The 2,891-nt window shown below is 53.6% G+C and carries 4 protein-coding genes; all 4 read right to left on the minus strand.

Annotated features, from left to right (window positions below; all coding sequences use genetic code 11):
* Nucleotides 1-801, minus strand: an 801-nt coding sequence (locus tag D5270_RS16300; protein WP_166545067.1) for a hypothetical protein, incomplete at its 3' end; no start/stop codon positions are given.
* Nucleotides 801-1,574, minus strand: a complete 774-nt coding sequence (locus D5270_RS16305) for a carbohydrate ABC transporter permease (protein ID WP_166545068.1) — start codon at nucleotides 1,572-1,574, stop codon at nucleotides 801-803. The genes D5270_RS16305 and D5270_RS16300, both read right to left, overlap by 1 nt.
* On the minus strand, nucleotides 1,571-2,254 hold the full coding sequence (locus tag D5270_RS16310) for a carbohydrate ABC transporter permease (RefSeq protein ID WP_166545069.1): 684 nt from the start codon (nucleotides 2,252-2,254) through the stop codon (nucleotides 1,571-1,573). Before D5270_RS16310 ends, D5270_RS16305 begins: the two co-directional genes overlap by 4 nt.
* 193 nt (nucleotides 2,255-2,447) lie before the next feature.
* The coding region (locus D5270_RS16315; RefSeq protein WP_207709420.1) for a hypothetical protein at nucleotides 2,448-2,891 on the minus strand (444 nt) is incomplete at its 5' end.

Raw genomic sequence — 2,891 nt, forward strand, 5'->3', positions numbered from 1 at the left:
AATGCTGATGCCAACGCTCATAGGCCACATTCGGGGATACTTTTTGGATAGCTGGTTCTCATACCAAGCGTAACCCCACATCCAGAACACAATGACAAATACCATAAGCAGCAGTCCCGTGCAGATGAAATTGCCTTGGAATTGTTCCATAGCCGACAGACTGTAGACCCTGGCCTCGGAAAGCTCCGGCACAAGGTTCTTGGCCCGGCCCTCCATGAAGGGCTGCTGGTCAGATTCCACGGACAGCAGCAGGGCGTTGCCGTCCCGGGCCACGATCTCCACGCCGCTGGGGAGATGATCTGGCTCCGGCGCGTCCTCCGGGAATACAGCAAGCCACTGGTCAGCGGCTTTTTCCCCGCCCTGAATCACCTCCACCAGTTCGCCATCGGTCAGAGTTTTAGAGGCATACTGAACATAGTCCCCCCAGCCGCCGTTGCCCAGGAGCACATTGCTTTCGTCCAAGGAGAACCCCTGTACCTCCCGGACCCGCACCCCAGCCTCCCAGCCGGTACCCTCATAAATCTCGTAGAGGTGCATACCGCCGTCACCGTCTATTTGTAGGCAGTCAAGAGGCAGCTTTGCCGGGGAACCTGAGCTGTAGCTGGTTTCGGTACTCACAGTGGTAACCTGCGGGGTCATCAGCTCCTGATTCTTAACAGCGAAAAGGGTGCAGGCGGCAATCAGCCAGAAGACCAGCGCTGACACCCACAGGGCTTTCTGCTTTAGCGTGGTAGGTTTCCAGGGTGGTCTGTCACTATATAAATACTTCTCATACGGGTCATTTTTGTCTATCTTCCTCATCATTTCACCTCCGCCAAAACAATGCCCTCCACCAGTTCCCGGTTAAAATAGGTAAACAGGAACAGGGGCGGCAGCACCACCAGAATGCAGCAGACCAGTTGTAGGGTGGGGTCCGCAGGTGACACATAGGCCAAGGCCACTGAGAGGGGGTACCGCAGGAAGTCTTTGATGTAGGCGATGGGCTGTTCTACCATGTTCCATCCGTCTAAGAACGACAGCAGCGTGACGCAGACCAGCCCACTGGTGTTCATGGGCAAGATGATTTTTGTCAGCAGACGGAACAGCCCGCAGCCGTCCAGCCTTGCCGCGTCAATGATGTCGTCGCTGACGGACTTGAAACTCTGGGTCAGGACGAACGTGCCCAGGGGCATGAAGATGGACGGAAGAATCAAGGCTGAGTAGGTATCCAGCAGGCCCAATTTGTCCAGCATAATGTAGTTGGGGGCCAAGGTAACCTGCAGGGGCAGGACCATGAGAATCATGAGCACGAACAGCAGGGTATCCCGACCACGGAACTCACATTTTGCGAAGCCATACCCGGCCAGCACTGACACTACAAGCTGTCCCGCCACGATGCACAGGCAGATTCCCATGCTTTTCCAGAACCGAAGTAGGTATTGGGGTGAACCCAGAAACACATCGTAGTAATAATCAAAAGTAATACCGCCACTGGCTGGCAGAAAGCTGAGAACCAGCACATAGCAGAAGGGGGCGATGGAGATAAACGCCAGCAGAATGGCAAAAATCTCTCCCGGCTTTACAGCTTTTTTCATGACCGGAACCCCTCCTTCCTGCGGACGAAGATGTAGAATACTGCGAACACCACCAGCACCACAATCAAAAGGAGAACCGAGGCCACAGAGAGCTTGGCATAGTTAAGATTCTCAAAGCTGTTGTTTAAGAAATGCTGGAGCATGTAGATGTTTTCGTTGGGGTGGGTGCCGCCGATGAGGAAAATCTCTCGAAAACACTTGAAGGCATTGATCAGCGAGAAGATGATGGCAAAGAACACCGAGTACCACATCTGCGGCGTGGTGATGTAGAAGAACTTCTGCCAGCCGGACGCTCCGTCCAGATCGGCGGCGGAGTATTGCTCCTCCGGGATTGTGACAAGCCCGGCCAGCAGCAGAATCACGCTGTAACCGGTGTTCTTCCAGAGATACAGCAACAACACCACGCCGAAAGCCGCAGGCCCGCCCAGCCAGTCCACCAGGGGCAGGCCCAGGGCATTGGAAATGCTGGGGACTAGGCCGGACTCGGCAAAGAGCAGCTCCACCAGAATCACCGCGCCTACAACAGGCATGATGTAGGGAAACAGGAACACGGACTTTAAGAGCTTATGCTTGTTGGCGTGCTTTTGCATGAGCAGCGCGATGGCGTAGGCCAGCACCATGATGAGGGGCAGAGCCGCCGCAAGAAAGCGCATGGTGTTGCCGAAAGCCAGGGTGAACATATTGTTTGAGGTTACGTCCTGGTAGTTTATGAAGCCTATGAAATAGAGGGCGTCGCCGCTGCCAGTGGAGAGGGAGTATTGGATTACCAGAACGAAGGGGATGGCGTAGAATAGGAGGTAGCCGAGAAGGATGGGGGCTATTGGGAAGTAGCCTTAGAGAATGTTGTGTGTTTTTTCATGGGGTGTCCTGCTCTTAGCTTTCGGCAAGCTCCATACTCATTCTCATATAAGCGTCATGAATTATAGACTCCCGCGATTTCTGAGACGGCTCCCGCAGATCCAAGTAGAGCTGCTCAAATTCACGATCCAAAGGCGTGGCAAAATCAGCAAAGCTGATGCTGTCCCTAACAGTGCAGAACTGTTCATAAAGGTTATCAGGCATTTTTCCTTTCGGCTTTCCATTCTTTCCTTCAAACCCAGTGGAAACAGCTTTCCCCTTTGTCATAAGCCCCTCCAGAGTGGGCACGGCTTGACCTGAGGTCATGAACGTATATAGGATAGACCTCTGACATTCTTCTCCCAGAAGATAGTCCACGACCCAAAAAGCCTCATCCGGGCGCTTTGTGTTCGCATTTACCCCCGCAAAGCTTGTGACAGTCGCCATATAGCCTCCATTGCGTGAATATAGCGGGACCAA

This window comes from Acutalibacter sp. 1XD8-36 (assembly GCF_009917525.1).
In the GTDB taxonomy this organism is placed as follows: Bacteria; Bacillota; Clostridia; order Oscillospirales; family Acutalibacteraceae; genus Acutalibacter.